We start from the raw sequence: 16,596 nt of genomic DNA, 5'->3' as shown, positions 1-16,596 counted from the left end.
CCTGTTCCAACAGCGGAGCTCCTGTGGTGAGGATGTCTTGGAGTGACATTCCTCTTCTACAGCAGCTCCGCTGCCTCGTTCACCAGCCTTGACGAACGACCTCCACGCCTAACTGAACGGCGTTGCTGCTAGAGGCTCTGATCGACGAGGCGGGCGTCTCCCGGGCCGGACTCGCCGCACATGTCAACCGGGCCGGCCGCACCCGCGGGCTGGGCCTGCGCTACGAACACACCGCCGTCGCCCGCTGGCTCAAGGGCCAGCGCCCGCGCGGCGAGGTGCCCGACCTGATCTGCGAGGTGCTCGGTAACCGCCTGCACCGGGCCGTTTCGCTGGACGACATCGGCATGGCCGCCCCCGACGGCCACGTGCCCGTCCAGGGCTCCTCGCTCACCGGCTTCGTCGAACGGGCCACCACCGTGTGGCGCTCGGACGCCCAGCAGCGCCCGCACGTCGTCGCCGCCCCTGCCGTCACCGGGACCACCGCCGTGATGCCCGTCTGGGAGTGGGAGAACCCGCCGGAGGACGCCGACGTGTCGCGGACCGGGCCCACCCGGGTCGGTGCGGCCGACATAGCAACACTGCGGGCCGCCCGTGACCACTACGAACTGATGTACCGCAAGGCGGGCGGAATCGCGACGCGTTCACGCGTCGTCGGCTTCCTCAACGCCGAGACCGCCCCGCTGCTGCGGGGCGGCTACAGCGATACGACGGGGCGCCTGCTGCACCGTGCGACGGGCGCGTTGGTGGCCGTCGCGGGGATCTGCGCCTACGACTCCGACGCGCACGGCCTCGCCCAGCGCTACTTCCACCAGGCGCTGCGCCTCGCCAAGGCGAGCGGGGACCGGGGGCTCGGGGGCTATGTGATCGCCCTGCTGGTCAACCAGTCGCTGTTCCTCGCCGAGTACCGCCAGTCCGTAGCCTTCGCCGAGGCGGCCCTGCGTGCGGCGGGGCGCGAGATCACCCCCGCCCTCGCCGCCGACCTCCACGCGATGCAGGCCAAGGCGTACGCCCGGCTCGGGGACCGGGCGGGCGCGCTGACGTGCATCGGCCGCGCCGAGTCCGAGGCCGCCCGCATCCGGCCGGGCCGGGAGCCGGACGAGACGGGGTACGTCCAACCGGGCCTGGTCGATGTGCAGGTGGCGGAGGCGCTGCTGAGCCTCGGGGACCTCGCGGCGGCCCGGGAGCACGCGGTGGCGGCGGTGGGCACGCCCGCGCACGACCGGGGCCGGGTCCACCGGCTCGCGATGCTGACCACGATCGAGCTGCGGCAGGGCGAGGCGGACCGGGCGGCGGCCACGGCGACCGAGATGGCGGACCGTACCCGCGGCATGGAGTCGCAGCGGCTGCGCGACCGGCTGCGGACGGTGCGCGAGGAACTGGTCGCCAGCGGGAGCGCCGACGCGGAGCGGGCCGCCGAGCGCGTCGAGGGGGCGCTGCGCGTACCGCTGTGACCCCGAGTCTGCTGCGATACGGCCACCTACGAGCAAGAAGGTGGCAGAACCGTGCAGTGGACCAATCTGAACGAACAGACTGTGTACGAGAACCGCTGGTTCCGGGTCAATCTGGCCGATGTCGTGCTCCCCGACGGGGGCCGTCTCGACCACTTCGTGATCCGGCTCCGCCCGGTGGCGGCGGCGACCGTCGTCAACGAGGCGAACGAGGTGCTGCTGCTGTGGCGGCACCGGTTCATCACCGACAGCTGGGGCTGGGAGCTGGCCGCGGGCGTGGTGGAGGACGGCGAGGCGCCGGACCGGGCGGCCGCCCGGGAGATGGAGGAGGAGACCGGCTGGCGCCCCGGCCCGCTGCACCCGCTGCTGACCGTGGAACCGTCCAACGGCCTCACCGACGCCCGGCACCACTTCTACTGGGGCGAGGAGGCGGCCTGGACCGGCGAGCCCCGCGACGCCTTCGAGTCCTCGCGCCGCGAGTGGGTACCGCTCAAGCTGGTTCCCGACATGATCGCCCGCGGCGAGGTCCCGGCGGCGGGCATGGCGGCCGGGCTGATGATGCTGCACCACTTACGGCTGGGCTGAGCCGGACCCGGTCCGGGCGAGGGACCGCGCGCCCCTCGCCCGGACCGTTGCGCCGTGTCAGGCGTACGGGTGGGCGGCCCCGGCGTCCACGGCACCGCGCAGCCCTCACCGATCAAGCGGGGTCACGCTGGACTCGTCCACCGAAGACGGCGCGGCGTCGTCAAGCGGGCACTGTGTCCACCCGTTGCCCGGTCGTCGGCTCGCTGGGGGCGATCCGGGTGTGCCGGAGCTGTGCGGGCCATTTGGACACCGGGCGGAGCAGGTGCCGCAGATCGGGCTGATCGGGGTCACCGCGCAGGATCAGGCACTCGGCACCGTGCCGGGCGCAGTCGAGGACGGCGTCGAGCTTGCCGGCCATCGCCCCGGTGGTGTCCCAGTCGGGTGCAGCCCGCAGGGCCTCGCGAGCGGGCCCCGTCGCGCGTGGATCGATCCACGGGATGGTCCGCCCGTCGTCGAGCACACCGTCCACGTCGGTGAGCATGGCGACCCGGACCGGGCCCGCCGACAGTCCGAGCAGCGCGGACGGCACGTGATCGCTGCCGATTACGCGTAAGGAGCCGTCAGGGTGGGGAAGGCAGTCGCCGGTGAGTACGGGCAGTGCTCCGGTGGCCAGGAGGCGCTGGAGGCTGCCGACGCCGACGACCGCACCGCCCTCCTCCAGTACGGCGGCGGCGGCCAGTTGGACGGGGAATGCCAGGGCGCCGGCCCGCTGGAGGGCCGTGGTCCAGATCCAGCGCAACTCGGCGTTGGCACCGGTGAGTGGGAGGGCTGCCCATGGATCCTCCGGATCCAGATGACGCACCGCTCCATGGCCGTAGGACCCGCCACCCGAGATCAGCACCATCCGGCCGGGCGCCGCCGCGGCCAGGTCCGCGACCTGCCTGGCGTAACCAGCGACGGCGTCGTGGTCGATGTCGTGGTCGCGACTCTTGACGGAGAACAGCCCTCCGCCGATCTTGAGGATCAGGAAGGTCGGGAGGTCCGACGGGTCGACGATGGGCGGGGTCATGTGACTCTCCTGGGAGGACTCGGGGCGGGGCCGTTGCCGGCGGCCGGTGCGGCCGTGGCGACAAGACCTGTACGCGCCTGGTCGACGTGCCGCATCCGATGGTCCAGCAGGCGGAGGGCGCAGTCGGCCAGCACCTGCCCGTACTGCGGTAGTTCGGCGAGGTTCCGGCTTTCCCCCGGGTCCGTCAACTGATCGAAAAGCAGGGGTCGTTGTGCCGGGAAGTGGACGTAGGTGAAGCGCGGTCCGCGCAGGACCGCGAGGTTGCACTCCTGTGGGCTGAGGCTCATCACCCGTTCCGGAATGTGGTCCACCGGGTCGCGGAAATCGAATTCGTGGACGATCTCGGATCGGGGCCATGGCGTGCGTTCGGCCGGGTCGGACAGGAGCGGAAGAAGCGAGTGCCCGCTGCTCCACGGCAGTGCCGGCGCCCGAGCCCAGTCGAGTACGGTCGGCGCGACGTCCACCGATTCTGTGGGAGCGGTCACTGCTGCCGCGGCGGCTCGTCGGTCGGGGGCGGCGACAATGAGCGGCACCCGGTAGGCGGTGTCCCGGAAGCCTCCCGTCCCAAGGCTCCAGTGATCGCCGAGCGTGTCGCCGTGGTCGGCGGTGACCACGACGAGAGTGTCGTGCGCCCGGCCGAGGTTCTCCAGGGCGGCGAAGATCCGTCCGACGTGATGGTCGACCTCGCTCACCAGGCCGAAGTAGGTCGCCCGGTGCGCGGCGATGGCTTCCGCGGTCAGATCTGCGGGAGCGGTGTCCGGTACGTCACGCCCGACCCAGTGGCGCAGGAAGGGATGGCGTCTGCCCTCCTCCGCCGGGCTCGCTGCCCGGAGAGGGGCCGCCATGTCGGCCGGGTCGTGCAGCCGATCGTAGGGGAACGGCGCCACCCAGGGTGGATGCGGGCGCAGGAACGTCGCCAGGATGAGCCAGGGTTGGTCCTGCAGTCCGGTCATGCAGGCAATGGTGCGGTCGGCAACGAAGGCGGTGTCGCTGAGCTTGGCCGGGTAACGGGCGAGGTTGCGGCTGCCCGGCGCGGGGAGCAGCACGTCCATCGGGTCGTCGGGCACCAGCTGCCCGTGCGAGGCCAGTTGGTCGAGCCATGAGCGCAGCCCTGTACGGTTGAGGTCGAACCTGGTATGCCAGTTGAATCCCCTGGGGACGGTCTCGGCGTCGCCCGATGCCTCCTCGGCTACGGTGTCGGTGTAGCCGACGACATGGGAAGCAATGCCGGCCGGGGCAAGTGCGGTCGCCAGGTTCGGCCGGGTTTCGTCGGCGCGGGTGCGGTTGCTCACCACGCGGTGGACCGACTGGTAGACACCGGTGAGCAGGGAGGCGCGGGCGGGCCCGCACGGAGCGGTCACGGAGTAGTGCCGCTCGAAGCGCGTACCTCTGGCGGCCAGCGCGTCCAGGTGCGGGGTACGCGCGTGGGGGGCGCCGTAGCAGCCCAACGCGTCGGCGCGGAGCTGGTCCGCGACGATCAGCAGGACGTTGCGGCGCTGTGGCGTTGCGGTCCGGTCAGTCACGGCCAGAGGTACTCGGTCTGCCAGCCGTCCGCTTTGCGCCGACAGATCACCCGGGTGTGGATGCGGTCCGGGCTGGCCTCCCAGAACTCCAGTTCGTTCGGCCGGATGCCGTAGAGGGTCCAACTCGGCAAGTAGGGCACCTCGTCGGGGTACGACGCGGACAGCCGTGCGTACTCGGACAGGACCTCGTCCCGGTCCGCTGGCGGGGTGGGCCTGTGCAGGTGCGCGGAGAGCCGCGAGCCGCGACCGCGCTCGGCGAAGTCCCGCCGGCTGTCGGCTTGCCCGGTCGCCTCGGCGTCCCCGACAATGCGCAGTTGGCGGCCCACCGTCGGCCAGTGGAACTGGACGGCGACACGCGGGTTCCGGGCGATCTCCTGGCCCTTGCGGCTGTCCGAGTGGGTGGCGAAGTAAAGCCGCTCGTCGTCGATGTCCTTGCAGAGCAGCACCCGGCTGGACGGCGTCCCGTCGGCGTCGACGGTGCACAGGGTCATGGCGTGGGGCTCAGCCTGCCCGGCCTCGGCTGCCGAGAGGATCCACTCCTCCAGGGCCTGCAGCGGATTGGCCGGCAGGTCCTCGATGGTGAATCCCGACGGATCCAGGTCCGCGAAGACCTGGAGCGCCCTGAACTGGTTGCGTGTCTTCTCGCTCACGGCGGCCACGCTACCGGCCCGAAACGGCAACCGCTCCGGTCATATCGCTTGCCCGGCCGTGCAGTTGGTGCTGCGACCGGCTGGATCTCGCCGGTAGGTCTCACCATTTCGGAGTCCGCCATCGCGGACATGTCTGCACATGGAGCCAATCACGGTGGGGCGTCCGGACAGTGATCCGCCATGCGCATTGCATCCACGGCAGATCGCTGTTCAGGGGTGATCCGCGCGGGCTGCCGAAATGCCAAGTCACGCGCGCATCAAGGGTAGTTGGATGCTTTTCGGTCAAGTATCACCGGCCGTACGGCCGGAATCCTGTGCTTAACTGCTGAGAGTGGCACCGGCTGCGGAGGCTCCGGTCCCACCTCGCCCAGGACAATGGCGTCGGGGCAGTCTCCAAACCACCCGGGCGCCGGCTCCGGGATTCGTCGACTGACTGAGGTCCCGGGGGTCCTACAGCGATGTGTGCCGAAAACGTCCTTGCCCAGACCCCGGGGCGCCGGGTTGGCGGGGCCGCCCAACTCCGGGCGCTGTTCGAACGTCCCGGTCCGGTGAGGATCGTGGGGGCGCACAACGCTCTCGGCGCACGCCTCGCCGAGCGCGCCGGGTTCGACGGTGTCTGGTCGAGCGGTCTGGAGGTGTCCGCCTCGCACGCTCTGCCTGACGCGGACATTCTCACCATGACCGAACTCCTCGAAGTGGCGAGGTCGATGGCTGCCGCTGTGGCCGTTCCGGTGGTCGCCGACTGCGACGCCGGTTACGGCAACGCGAACAATGTCATGCACATGATCCGCCGATACGAGGCAGCCGGGATCGGCCACCAGCTCGGCGAGTGCCTCGTACCTCTCCGCACTGGTCACGGTGTCGTCCTTGGCCCACTGGCCGTAGTCGGCCAGCAATGCCCGTGCCTCATCCGCGCTGTTCGTGTTCTCCCGCTCCCCGGTGCCGACGCCCGGGTGCGGGGTCAGCATGAGCGTATTGTGTCCCATCGCGGTCTTGCGGCGCCGGTGTCTGCAGTATCTGTGTGCCTGCGGACGATGGCGTGGCCAGGGGCGGCACAAGATCGCCCCCGGCCAGAGTGCGATAGCGCAGGGCATCAGCGGTCAACCCGTACCCGAACGCCGCACCGGCCAGGGACAGCAGCGCGGCCAGCAGTACCAGGAACCACCGAGGCCAGTGCTGTGTGCTAAACGTGGTCGGGGTACGGCAAGGCTGGGCCGCCTGATCGGCGCGGGGCGGCCTCCTGCGGTCCCGGTCAGACCTGAGTGAGGTGGTTCGAGAGGTCGAGGGCGTGCGGCGGGATGGGAGCCGCGGGGCGTTGATGGATTTGGTCAGGCCCAGTTGAGGACGTCGCTCACCGTTGCCGGGAGGTAGTCCTGCTGGCCGTCGTCGGCGATGAACACGGCGAGGCGTAGCGGCAGGTTGGGGCCAAGGTCCTGGAGCTGGCGGAGCATGTGCCGACGGACATCAGGTGTGGATCTTCCCGAAGGAGTGAACCTGATGAGTACGACGACTGGGCACTTGGTCGAGGCCATGGATGGCGCGTCGCTTGCCGAGGCCGGCAGGCCGGCCTGGGGATTCGTACGGGACGTACTTCCAGAAAATTCTGGTGCGGTTCACGTAGAGGATCGCGTTGAAGACGTCGCGGAGTTCGGCTCTGTGAGGAAGAAAGTCAACGACTGGATCTCGGCGACAGGCAGAGGCCGAAGCCGTCAGGCGCGTATATCTCCAGGACGGGCTGCATCGCGATCACCTGGACGAAGTGTTCTGCATCCCCCGCCCGCGCGCCTCCCGATTGCGACGAGCACCCTCATCTCGGGCACGGAAGCTGAGCCCTTTCGGCTGTACCGCCCTGAGGGATACGGGGGTACGCCGACGACTGGGAGCGGTAGTCCGTGGCAGTGGGCCGAGGGCGGCGCGAAATGTCGCTGAAAGTCCGGTGTACTGACACAGCCTCGGCTCCCTAGAGTTGTGACCCGGGCTGGATCGAGGGAGGACAAAGGATGGACGCGGAGATCGCGCTTTTAGCGGGTACCGCCGGGACGACGATTGCGACGCTGCTGGCGACCGATACGTGGAACGGCGTGCGGAACGGCGTGGTCGGTCTGTGGCGACGTGTCCGGCCGGACCATGAGGAGCAAGTCGGCGCCCAGCTCGACACGTCGCGCCGGGACCTCCTGGGCGCGCAGAGCAGTGGTGACGAGGAGACCGAGCGGGAGATCGCGGCGGAGTGGCAGGGCCGCATTCGCCGTCTCCTCGTCGCACACCCCGAGCTGGTGGCGGAACTGCGTTCCTTGCTGATCGAACTCGACCCCGGCACACCCGCCACCCCGGCCGTCACCCAACACGCGACCGCCTCCGGCAGTTCACGCGTCTACCAGGCCGGCCGCGATCTGAACGTCGACCAGCGGTGACCGGCCGCAACGACGGCCGGGCCACTGATCAGGGGCGCGTCTACCAGGCTTCCGGTGACCAGCACATCACCGAGCACCACCATCACGGCGCCGCCTGGGTTGGCCCGGACTCGGTGCGGCATCCGCCCATCGGCCGGGCACCGGCGATCCTGAGGGACCGCGGCGAACTCGTCGGACGCCTGAGGGAGGCAGTGACCGAGGACGCCGGAAGTACCGTGTTCGTCCTGCACGGCCTGGGAGGATGCGGCAAGACGGCCGTGGCGTGCGCACTCTTCGAACACGCCACCCGGGAACGCGGACGCCTGGGCCTGTGGGTCAACGCATCCGATCAGGCATCCCTACGGGCCGGGATGCTCGCTGTGGCCGCAGACCGCGGCGCCGGCGACGGCGAACTGATGGCCGCGCGCAACGGCTTACGCGCAGCCGCAGACTTGGTCTGGGACCACCTCGACCGGTCCGACACACCCTGGCTGCTGGTGCTGGACAACGCCGATGACCCAGCGGTGCTACGGGACGGAGGATGGCTGCGCACCAGCCCTCGCGGAACCGTCCTCGTGACCACACGGCAGGCCGCCGGCCACTGGTGGCCCGCAGCCGAACTGCTGTACGTGGATGTCCTGCCGCGTGAGGAGGCGGCCCAGGTCCTGCGCGACCTCGCCCCCGGAACGGGTTCCGCCGAGGAGGCGGCAGCCATCGCCGACAGCCTCGGCCGCCTGCCGCTCGCCCTGACTCTGGCCGGCGGGTTTCTGGCCCACCAGGTGATCGACCCCTGGACGATGGAGGAGTACGGGCGCCGTCTGCAGGAGCGTCCGGATCCCATCGAACTGATCGACCAGGGAGCCCTCGACGCGGGCAACGACTCGCGACACCTGGTCAGCGGAACGTGGCAGCTCTCGCTGAACTCCCTGGCCGGGCAGAACCTGCCCGAGGCCGTCACCCTGCTGCGCCTGCTGGCCTGCTGGTCGAACGACCCGCTGCCCCTGTCGCTGCTGGCCAACATCCGGCTCGACCTGACCCTGCCCGCAGACCGGGTGGAACTGGCGCTTCGGGGGCTGCTTGACCACTCGCTCACCGAACTCGTTCCTGGCGACATCCGCTGCCTGCGTACGCACGGAGTGCTGCTCGACAGCGTCGCACGCGTCACCCCGGCCGATGAACGCGACCAACTCGCCGCCGCAGCGGCTGGACTTCTCCTGCACTCCCTACCCGCATCCCCGGAACGCGGCCTGCGCGACAGCCTGCTCACCCCCCTCACCCCCCATGTCCTGGCACTGCTTCGCCGCGTCGTGACCTGGCCCGAGATCACGATCGGCACCGCCGAGTCAGCTGCCACCTGCGCCCTGCGTCTGGCGACGGCCCAGCATCGTTCCGGCGATTACGCATCCGCGCTGGCCACGGCCGAACAGGCGACAGTCCTCGTGCAACGACGACTGGGAAACGATCACGTCCTGGCGCTGCGCCTGCGGCAGCGGATCGGGAAGGCGACCGATCGTCTGGGGCGCCTCGACGCGGCTGCGGATCTCCACCGCGGGCTGCTCGACGACTTCGAACGGGTCTGCGGTCCCGAGGCGCTGGACACCCTGACCACCTGCCTCCATCTGTCCCGCCCGTTGGTCTGGCTCGATCGAGTGACGGAAGCTGTCCAGTTGATGCACCGGGCGGTCGCCGGGCGAGCCGCACTGCTGGGCCCATGGCACCCGCTGACGCTGGAGGCGAGGGCATGTCTGCTCGAACTGCCTCCCGGTCCGGACCTGGACCGGGAGGCGCTGGCAGGAACGGATTTGGTCGCCGACTGTCGCCGTGAGCTGGGCCCAGACCACCCGATCACACTGTCGGCCGACCTCAACTGCGCAGGTGCGCTACTCAACACCGCAAAGCACGCCGAAGCACTGCTGTCGGCCCGCCGTGCGCTGGCGGCGCACGAACGCCGGTTCGGAGCTCGCTACCCCATCACGCTGGCGGCACGAAGCCTGCTCAGCAACGTCCTGCACGCGGTCGGCGAGGACCGGGAAGCCATCGAACAGGCGGAAATCGTCAGGGAATGGCGCGAGCGGGTACTCGGTCCAGAGCACCCGTGGACGAGGGGAATCCGGGACAAGCTCGGGCGGTACCGGCGTTCCCTGGCGGAGGCAACGTCACCGGACCCGAGCTGACTCGCGGTGGTTCGGTGTCCGTTCAGGATTCGGAGTCCGCCACCGGTACGGACTCCGTAATCCACACGGATCCATCTCCACACGTCACCTTGACTCCGTCCGCCGGCTGCAACGATGTCCGCAGAACCCGCAGACGACGGTCAGCCACCACGGCAACCGGGCCGGATCTTCCCGAGCTGCCGAACCTGACGGCGCGCACCTGGTTGTGGATCTCTTCCCTGGTGGTGTTCCAGTCGATCTGCGAGAACGCGGGTTCCATCCACCCCGCGTAGGTGGCCGACCTCTCCTCCTGCGGTGTACCGGGCGAACCGGCTTCGGCCAGCGAGAGCGCGCCGGGCAGAAGCCGCTCGATGTACCGGTCGACCTCTTCCCACAACAACCGGGGGGCGACATCGTCACCCAACGCGATACCCGCCTCCTGCGCCAAGATCCCGCCGGAGTCGAATTCGCTCTCCATCCAGTGGATGCTGACGCCGATTTCCTTGTCGCCGTTCCTGATCGCCCAGTTGACCGGAATGGGGCCTCGGTATTTCGGCAGCATCGACGTATGCACGTTGATGGCACCCAAGCCCGTCGACCGGAGTACCGCCGGGGGCAGCTTCCAGGGGAAGCCGTAGCAGACGATGAGATCTGCCTGGTATCCCGCGATGATGTGCGGCAACATGCTCTTCCGGCCCGGAATAAGCAGATCCATCCCGTCCGGCAGGGCGTCGACGATCTCGCCCACGACATCGCCCGCACCGCTTCGCGTCGGCTCACCCGGCCGCAGTGATCGCGCATGCAGGTAAGCAACGGGCGTGTGGCCGACCCGCTCGCACACACGGTGCAGGAGGGCGAAGCCCTGTGCAGAGTATGAAATCAGGATAATGCGCATATGTAGCCTTTGTGGTGCGACCGGCGTCCGGCCGAAACTCTCATGCCCATCCCGGACTCTCCACCGAGTTCCGGGCGGGACTACTCCGCCCTACTCCTCGGTCACGGTCGGCGGAGGCAGTGGAGCGACCCGGCGGCTGAAGAAGTCGTCCAACGGCTCACCAGCCTGGTGCATCTCCTGGATCGTCTTCCGCCACCGGGAGATGACGTGCGGATCGTCGAAACGGATACCGCCGGCGAGTTTTCCGTCGGCGTCATACAACACCTCGTACATCACCGAGGAACCGAGGACCACGATCTCCGGAAGCGGATGCTGCGCTTCGTACCGGAGGATGCCGTCCCGGCTGAGGACTCTCGTGTCCTCCCCGCACTGGGCCTTCAGGTTGAGCAGGTGGAGTTCCCACTGGAGGTATGGAGCGATGGGCTCCTCCACGCAGCGGACACGGTGGAGGGCGAATCCGCTTCCGGCGATTTGCTGGAGGTACTCCTCGTAGTGACCCCGCTGTCCCTCGATCAGTGCCAGGGACTCGTCCCAGTGCCCCTTGCGGAAGGCCTCCCAGCTCTCCACCCCGGGTTCCTGGAAGCTCTGCTGACGTTCGAGCTTCCAGAACCCTTCGGAGCCGGAACGCCAGAAATGGCGACCGAAGTCCTCGGAGTAGTCGTCAAGTCCGAGGCGCTGACCCGGACCGCCGGCCTGTGGGCTAAGCATCGGGAAGGTCCACCTTCGCCGCAGCGGCTGTCCTGCGGGGGATGACGACGATCCGTTCATCCGGGGCGACGACGAGCCCCGGGGGAAGGCTGGGCAGGTAGGAATCGGTGAGGTCGCGGCCAACGATGGCGATGTCCCCGTTCTCCAGTTCCCAGATTTCCGGGCATCCCTGCTCGCCGCCCGTGGTCCCGAGCTCGGTGGGGGATTTACCCAGGCGGCGCACCAGCGGCGAAGAGGGATCGGCTTCCCAGCCCCGAATCATCACGGCTCTCCATTCAGTCCCCCCGAAGGTAACCTAGATCACATCTGCTGCAACGTCGGGCAGAGACTTCCAGCCAACGCCTCGTTCCTCCGTATCGACCGGACAGTCGGGCGGATCACGGTGAAATCGCCCGGGGTGGACCGGCAGGAACGACCGGACTTACGCCCGGCCGACCGACCGTGACAGCCCTTCACGAATATGTACTACCGTCCCATCCGTCCCGCGGGGAAACGTTCGGCCCTGTCTCACATTCGGTGGTGGCGGAGAGTGTCGCTATCCGGGGAGGGTGCGGTGGGGAAGAAGGGTGGAACCTGCTCGCCCGTGCATCTGGCGGGCGGTCCGTTTGGTCTTGGTGTTGACACCTTCAGTGGGGCCGTTGCTGTACGGAAGTGTGAGCGCGGTGATCACGGCGTCGCGGTCTCGGTCCAGGCCGCGGGTGAAGGCGTGCAGGTGAGGCAGATCGGCTGTGCGGACCTGGGTGATCCAGGGATCGAGCTTGGCGGCATGTTCTGGGCGAGGAGTCAGGAGTTCGGCGAAGTCCCGGGTGCTGGCGGTCGGTTGGGTCATCTCAGGGCGGGCGGGGGTGAGCCGGGTCAGAAGATGGGGATTCTCGCTCTTGAGGTTGTCGGGTCGGGTGAGGGTCATTCGAGCGAGGCGGCGCGGGGAGATGTGGCTGCGGTCGGCGTCCGCACGGCCCTGGTTGATGTACTTGTGCAGGAGGTTCAGGCAGCCGGTGAATCCGAGGGCCTTGATCTCTTCGAAGAGGTGCTGGGCGGGGACGCCGGGGTCCTCGGCCCGGTGTTTGCGCGGGTGCTCGCGGTAGGGGTCGACGAGGCTGGCGCGATACTTGGGGACGCGGAGCATGCGCTCGGGCCGGTCGGCTCGCGCGTAGCGTTTGACGGTGTTCAGGGCCAGTTCCAGGCGGCGGGCGCATTCGAGCAGGTCCACGCCCTGATCGAGCGGGCCGTGGACCTGGTGCCAGCGTTCCAGGGTGGTCTGGGCGCGGGTCCGTCGTAGATAGGCGCGTCCAGTACGGTGGTCCAGCAGGTGCTGTGCGCCTTGACCTCGCTCAAGACGGCTTCGCACAGGTTGTGCCACAGATGCCACAGATGCCACCGATCACCGACCTGCGTCGCACGGGGCAGGGCGCGGCGGATGGCCTCGGCGTAGGTCGCGGAGCCGTCGCGGCAGACGGCCTCGATGCCTGGATGTTCGCGTAGCCACTCCTCCAGGGTGTCTGCCGTGCGGTCGGGCAGCACGTCGATCCGCTCATGCGTCTCGGCATCGATGATCACGGTGGCGTAGCGGTGCCGCCGGCGCGGAGCGAAGTCGTCGACGCCGATCACGCGGGGCGTCCGCCCTGCGGGCAGCGGGATGCGCCTGCTCGGCGTCCCAGCGAACGCGGTACGCGTCTGACAGAACTAGCCCCGCAGTGCAGTGTGCTGCCAGTAAGGTCGTCCATATCGCCAGCGGCGGCCCGCGTGCGGCCGAAGTGTAAGAGGGGGCGCTGAGCCATGGGGAAATCGGCACGGGTGTTGGGCGAGGAGTTTGGCCGAACGGCTCGAGAAATGAATGCGCTCCTCAAGCAGTACGGCTACCTGGACGGAAACCCCGGCGCTTATGGGATCACCGAGAAGGGGCAGCAGTACGCGAAGGAGCAATACCATTCACGCGGTACGGGCGGTTACGCCCAGTACAACCGGAACTGGGAATCTCGTACCTGGAGCGAGGATACGGTAGCGGCACTTAGGGCCGATATGGAAGCGAATCCTGGTGGCTTCGACGACGGGGAGTCTCCCGCTAAAGAGGAGGCAATTTTCGAGCCTGAGCCCATCGTGGACGACAGCGGTAGTGGTGGCGACGATGACCCTCAGCTCAGTTGGAAAGAGTTGGCTATCGGCGGGGCCGTAGTAGGCGCTATTCTCATCGCTCCTCATGTCAAGCCTTTCTGGGACAACAAGGTGAAACCTGTTGCGAAGAAGCTGCGGGACAGATTGGCGAAACAGGAGGCCATCGAGCCCACCGAATCCTGACGCTCATTCGTGCTGGGCTGCCGAGGGTGGCGACGACCCATGTCGCACGCTGTGCGCGGGCAGGATGGTGGCCCGAGTGCCGGTTGGTCAACGCGAGTGTCGGCATCCAGGCCGGCAGGTTGTGTGTGGTCTGCGCGATCTCGCGCTGGACACGGTTGTGTGCGGTGTGCTTCAGGGGCAGCTTCCGTAGGTCGGTGGAGCGGGCGGGCCACTGGTTGCGGGGTTGACGCTAGTCCCTGAATCGGCCGACAGGACCTCACTGGCAGGTATTTGGCTCGTGTGAACAGCCCCTATTGGAGGACAGTGTGGAAGCGAAATCGATGACCCTGCGCGATCTGTTCGGGCCGGACCGGCGACTCGTCGTGCCGGTCTTCCAGAGGCCGTACGTCTGGACGGAGGACCGGAACTGGCGCCCCCTGTGGGAGGACGTCACCGCTCTGGTCCACCAAAGAATGGCGGATGAGGAGGTTCATCCGCACTTTCTTGGTGCGGTCGTGCTGGATCAGCTACTGACACTCACGGGGTCGATGCCCGCCAGACAGGTCATCGACGGACAGCAGAGGCTGACAACACTTCAGGTTCTCCTTGCCGCGGTCCGCGATGTCGCACGCGAGCTCGATGTCCAGGACAGGTACGTACGTGCGCTCGTCAAACTGACCGCCAACGACGACGACATGACCGACGACCCGCATGCCGCCTACAAGGTGTGGCCTACCAACATTGACCGTGACTCGTTCCGCATGGTCATGGACGGTCGGCTCCGGCGGCCCGTCGACGTCGCATTCCCCGTCGCTCCAGACGCCTCGGCGATCGTCCAGGCGTACTGGTTCTTTCGCAACCGCACGGTTGAGTGGGCACAAGAGCTGAACTACGAAGGCAGGCTGGACAAGGGCTTTGATGCTTTGGTGCGCGTGCTTCGTGACAAGTTCGAGTTGGTCGTTATCGATCTTAAGCCCGAGGACAACGCCCAGGTCATCTTCGAGGCTCTGAACGACCGAGGCACCCCGTTGCAGGCATCCGACCTGGTCAAGAACCTGGTCTTCCAGCAGGCGGAGGAGCAAGGGCTCCCGGTGGAGGAGCTGTACAGGGACCTGTGGGCGCAGCTGGAGACGCCTGACTGGCGCAAGGAGGTGCGGCAGGGAAGGCTGAAGCGGCCTCGCCTGGACGTCTTTCTCATGCAGTACCTGACAGGTGAACTCGCCGAGGAGGTGATGGCTCCCGAGCTCTTCCTGACCTTTCGCAGGTACGTCAAGGCCGCTGACATGGGCCTGGTTAATCTGATGAGGCGCTTGGTGGAGCGGGCAGGTGCCTACCGACGGCTAACGGCCGAGGAACAGCCGCTGACACCGGAAGGCCGCTTTCTGCGCACTGTTGGTGTTCTGGACGCTAACACCGTGATGCCCGTGCTCCTGTGGCTGGTGAGCCGTTTCGACGAGGACGACCGGGCCGGCGCGGTGGCCACCCTGGACTCTTATTTGGTGCGACGCACCGTCTGCCGCCTGACGACGAAGAACTACAACCGGCTCTTCCTGGAACTGCTCAAGGAGCTGAAGGCGAAGGACGACCCGTCGGTCGTGGCGGACTTTCTGCTCCGACAGGAAACCGACTCCGGGTTCTGGCCCCGCGATCGCGATATCCGAGATGTTTTTCGGTCCCAGCCGTTGTACAAGCAACTCACGCGGACCCGGATGCGGCTGCTGCTGGCCGAGTTGGAGGACTCGCTGTATTCGGGCAAGACCGAGCGACAGGTTCACAATGGGGAGTTGACGATCGAGCACCTACTGCCCCAGGCATGGGAGGAACACTGGCCGCTTCCCGAGGGCGGAGGCCGCGGAAGCGTCGAGGCTCATGAGCGCAGGCAGTCCCTCCTCCACACCGTGGGAAATCTGACTCTGCTCACTGGCAGACTGAACACCTCGGTTTCCAATGGTCCCTGGGAGCGCAAGAGATCCGACATCCTCGTGCACAGTGCACTTTCGTTGAACCGTTCCCTGCCTGCTCAGTGGGACGAGGAGAGCATCCTGGCCCGGGCTGACCATCTGTCCGAGGCGTTCTTCCGGCGCTGGCAACGTCCGGACGGAGGCGCGCCCGTCTTCCCAGTTGCAGGTTTCCCGGCCCCCCGGTTGGGGGATCGGGAGGCTACTCCCGTCGGTAGGCCGGCGACGGTTCAGATGCCCCGGTCCCGGCGCGATGTCGCCCGCCACATGCGAGAGGCCTTCGCCGGTCGCCCGGTCGGGAGCGTCCTGGCGGTTTCGCAGATAGTGGCGATCCCCACGAGCCAGTACGAGGGCGGGGAGATCAGTCCCGGCGCTGTGGCGGCCAGACTCCGCGCCGACAACGTTCCCGGTATCCGGGCCGTACCTGGTTCCAGCCCACTTTCCGCTCGCAAGACCAGCTGAACCGTCCCGCACTTGTGCGGGGGTGCACTTCCGTGGGACAGAATCCGTCACGAACTGGTGATGCCTGCTGTCGCGGCGAGCTGGTGGAACCAAAGGAGAGGGTTCGGATGGGGTGGCGAGAGGGCGCCGGGGAACTGGACGCGCGGATGCTTGAGCGTCCGCTTCCTTCGGATGCAGTGGGACAGCTGGGAGCCTGGCTGGCCGGAGGCGGGGCACCGTACGCGGACGGGACCGGCGAGCACGCCGTTCGCTACATCCCAGGGTCCTGGGCCGGCATCCGGCCGTGGCCCTCGGGGTTGGCTGAGCAGGTCGGACGTAAGCCAACTTCGCTGAGCCGGGCGCAGGTGCTGGCGGTGGCCCGGACTGGGGTAGCAACGGCGAGCTGGACTGAGACACTCGTCGCCAGCTACGTCTGGTGAGGTTCCCCCGAGATGCGAAAGATGCTGACAGCGGGTCAGATGGGTGTCATGAGAGGAGCCCAGACGATGCCTGCCCCGAGAAAGTACCCGCTGGAGTTGCGTGAGCGTGCGGTCCGGATGTA

14 protein-coding genes and 2 pseudogenes are annotated in these 16,596 nt (G+C 68.0%); 7 read left to right on the top strand and 9 right to left on the bottom strand.

Annotated elements, in window-relative coordinates; all coding sequences use genetic code 11:
• Positions 1–122: 122 nt before the first annotated feature.
• Together E6P78_RS31765 and E6P78_RS31760 are read left to right on the top strand one after the other, a co-directional pair.
• On the top strand, positions 123–1,451 hold the full coding sequence (locus E6P78_RS31765; protein WP_136207088.1) for a transcriptional regulator: 1,329 nt from the start codon (positions 123–125) through the stop codon (positions 1,449–1,451).
• 51 nt (positions 1,452–1,502) lie between these two features.
• A complete protein-coding gene (locus E6P78_RS31760) occupies positions 1,503–2,033 on the top strand; it encodes an NUDIX hydrolase (RefSeq protein ID WP_136207087.1) in 531 nt (176 codons plus the stop codon).
• A 160-nt stretch (positions 2,034–2,193) separates the two neighbouring features.
• On the opposite strand, the gene E6P78_RS31755 is transcribed toward E6P78_RS31760, so the two are convergent.
• The 3 genes from E6P78_RS31755 to E6P78_RS31745 are packed head-to-tail and all read right to left on the bottom strand — an operon-like array spanning position 2,194 to position 5,215.
• On the bottom strand, positions 2,194–3,042 hold the full coding sequence (locus E6P78_RS31755) for a hypothetical protein (protein WP_168712758.1): 849 nt from the start codon (positions 3,040–3,042) through the stop codon (positions 2,194–2,196).
• Complete coding sequence (locus tag E6P78_RS31750; protein WP_168712757.1) at positions 3,039–4,565, bottom strand: sulfatase-like hydrolase/transferase; 1,527 nt, start codon at positions 4,563–4,565, stop codon at positions 3,039–3,041. Before E6P78_RS31750 ends, E6P78_RS31755 begins: the two co-directional genes overlap by 4 nt.
• On the bottom strand, positions 4,562–5,215 hold the full coding sequence (locus E6P78_RS31745) for a pyridoxal 5'-phosphate synthase (protein WP_168712756.1): 654 nt from the start codon (positions 5,213–5,215) through the stop codon (positions 4,562–4,564). Before E6P78_RS31745 ends, E6P78_RS31750 begins: the two co-directional genes overlap by 4 nt.
• Positions 5,216–5,673: 458 nt before the next feature.
• Between E6P78_RS31745 and E6P78_RS31740 the strand changes: the two genes are divergently transcribed.
• Entirely contained in the window at positions 5,674–6,402 is a 729-nt protein-coding gene (locus E6P78_RS31740) for an isocitrate lyase/phosphoenolpyruvate mutase family protein (RefSeq protein WP_136207083.1), read from the top strand.
• Between the two features lie 141 nt (positions 6,403–6,543).
• Here E6P78_RS31740 and E6P78_RS33955 read toward each other — a convergent pair whose 3' ends face one another.
• Both E6P78_RS33955 and E6P78_RS33775 read right to left on the bottom strand, forming a co-directional pair.
• Positions 6,544–6,666: a hypothetical protein gene (locus E6P78_RS33955; protein ID WP_276607242.1), complete on the bottom strand. Its 123-nt coding sequence runs from the start codon at positions 6,664–6,666 to the stop codon at positions 6,544–6,546.
• A 115-nt stretch (positions 6,667–6,781) separates the two neighbouring features.
• Positions 6,782–6,877: pseudogene (locus E6P78_RS33775) on the bottom strand (IS5/IS1182 family transposase); the annotation flags it as partial.
• A 338-nt stretch (positions 6,878–7,215) separates the two neighbouring features.
• On the opposite strand from E6P78_RS33775, the gene E6P78_RS31730 reads away from it, so the two are divergent.
• Positions 7,216–7,626, top strand: a complete 411-nt coding sequence (locus tag E6P78_RS31730; RefSeq protein WP_136207082.1) for a hypothetical protein — start codon at positions 7,216–7,218, stop codon at positions 7,624–7,626.
• A complete protein-coding gene (locus tag E6P78_RS31725; protein WP_136207081.1) occupies positions 7,623–9,779 on the top strand; it encodes a tetratricopeptide repeat protein in 2,157 nt (718 codons plus the stop codon). The genes E6P78_RS31730 and E6P78_RS31725 overlap by 4 nt, the downstream gene beginning before the upstream one ends.
• Before the next feature lie 22 nt (positions 9,780–9,801).
• On the opposite strand, the gene E6P78_RS31720 is transcribed toward E6P78_RS31725, so the two are convergent.
• From E6P78_RS31720 to E6P78_RS31705, 4 genes and pseudogenes are all read right to left on the bottom strand, one after another.
• Entirely contained in the window at positions 9,802–10,653 is an 852-nt protein-coding gene (locus E6P78_RS31720) for a formyltransferase family protein (RefSeq protein WP_136207080.1), read from the bottom strand.
• Positions 10,654–10,743: 90 nt separating this feature from the next.
• Positions 10,744–11,361 carry a DUF6879 family protein gene (locus E6P78_RS31715; RefSeq protein ID WP_136207079.1) on the bottom strand — a complete coding sequence of 206 codons (618 nt, stop codon included), beginning with the start codon at positions 11,359–11,361 and terminating at the stop codon, positions 10,744–10,746.
• Positions 11,354–11,623, bottom strand: a complete 270-nt coding sequence (locus tag E6P78_RS31710; RefSeq protein ID WP_136207089.1) for a hypothetical protein — start codon at positions 11,621–11,623, stop codon at positions 11,354–11,356. The genes E6P78_RS31715 and E6P78_RS31710 overlap by 8 nt, the downstream gene beginning before the upstream one ends.
• A 273-nt stretch (positions 11,624–11,896) precedes the next feature.
• Positions 11,897–13,002, bottom strand: a pseudogene (locus tag E6P78_RS31705) (ISL3 family transposase); the annotation flags it as partial.
• Between the two features lie 135 nt (positions 13,003–13,137).
• Here E6P78_RS31705 and E6P78_RS31700 point away from each other — a divergent pair.
• Complete coding sequence (locus E6P78_RS31700) at positions 13,138–13,656, top strand: hypothetical protein (protein WP_136207078.1); 519 nt, start codon at positions 13,138–13,140, stop codon at positions 13,654–13,656.
• 320 nt (positions 13,657–13,976) lie between these two features.
• Positions 13,977–16,055 (top strand): DUF262 domain-containing protein, encoded by a 2,079-nt coding sequence (locus E6P78_RS31695; protein WP_136207077.1) that lies wholly within the window; start codon positions 13,977–13,979, stop codon positions 16,053–16,055.
• The last annotated feature ends 541 nt before the right edge of the window (positions 16,056–16,596 follow it).

The organism is Streptomyces sp. A0958, assembly GCF_004795035.1.
GTDB lineage: Bacteria > Actinomycetota > Actinomycetes > Streptomycetales > Streptomycetaceae > Streptomyces.
The sequence above is the reverse complement of the archived record's forward strand: the minus strand, read 5'-3'. Positions and strand labels throughout refer to the sequence as shown.

Bases quoted from the DNA above. Each gene is read 5' to 3' on its own strand.
- E6P78_RS31695 (WP_136207077.1), top strand. From the start codon at position 13,977: ATGACCCTGCGCGATCTGTTCGGGCCGGACCGGCGACTCGTCGTGCCG.
- E6P78_RS31730 (WP_136207082.1), top strand. From the start codon at position 7,216: ATGGACGCGGAGATCGCGCTTTTAGCGGGTACCGCCGGGACGACGATT.
- E6P78_RS33955 (WP_276607242.1), bottom strand. From the start codon at position 6,666: ATGCTCCGCCAGCTCCAGGACCTTGGCCCCAACCTGCCGCTACGCCTC.
- E6P78_RS31700 (WP_136207078.1), top strand. From the start codon at position 13,138: ATGGGGAAATCGGCACGGGTGTTGGGCGAGGAGTTTGGCCGAACGGCT.
- E6P78_RS31755 (WP_168712758.1), bottom strand. From the start codon at position 3,042: ATGACCCCGCCCATCGTCGACCCGTCGGACCTCCCGACCTTCCTGATC.
- E6P78_RS31740 (WP_136207083.1), top strand. From the start codon at position 5,674: ATGTGTGCCGAAAACGTCCTTGCCCAGACCCCGGGGCGCCGGGTTGGC.
- E6P78_RS31710 (WP_136207089.1), bottom strand. From the start codon at position 11,623: ATGATTCGGGGCTGGGAAGCCGATCCCTCTTCGCCGCTGGTGCGCCGC.
- E6P78_RS31715 (WP_136207079.1), bottom strand. From the start codon at position 11,361: ATGCTTAGCCCACAGGCCGGCGGTCCGGGTCAGCGCCTCGGACTTGAC.
- E6P78_RS31720 (WP_136207080.1), bottom strand. From the start codon at position 10,653: ATGCGCATTATCCTGATTTCATACTCTGCACAGGGCTTCGCCCTCCTG.